General features: G+C 36.0%; 1 rRNA gene. It reads left to right on the top strand.

What is annotated here, in order from left to right:
- Positions 1-239: 239 nt before the first annotated feature.
- Positions 240-347, top strand: a 23S ribosomal RNA gene (locus ACTNBA_RS19120); the annotation flags it as partial.

Here is a 347-nt window from a genome sequence, read left to right as displayed (position 1 = left end):
AGATATATTGTTAAACCTTTAAATTTAAAGATAAAACAATTTCGTCAAGAATTTTAATTTGAATTCTTTGTAGAATGAAAATCTAATCTTAATCGCTTAAGATTAGTAAATTAAAAATTTCAATAGAAACGAGAAAGTCAAGGAAACGACTGAACGAGGAACGGAGTTTACTAAGGTAAATGAGTACCGGAGTGAGGAAGTTGACGCAGAATTTCGAAGTTTATAATGAAATTTAGATAGGTCAAGCTACAAAGGGCGCATGGTGAATGCCTTGGCACTAGGAGCCGAAGAAGGACGCGATAAGCTGCGATAAGCTTTGGGTAGGCGCAAATAGCCAGTGATCCAGA

The organism is Clostridium sulfidigenes (assembly GCF_052067195.1).
GTDB classification, from domain to species: Bacteria; Bacillota; Clostridia; order Clostridiales; family Clostridiaceae; genus Clostridium_J; species Clostridium_J sulfidigenes.
Note: the sequence above shows the minus strand (reverse complement) of the source record. Positions and strands in the feature narration are given on the sequence as shown.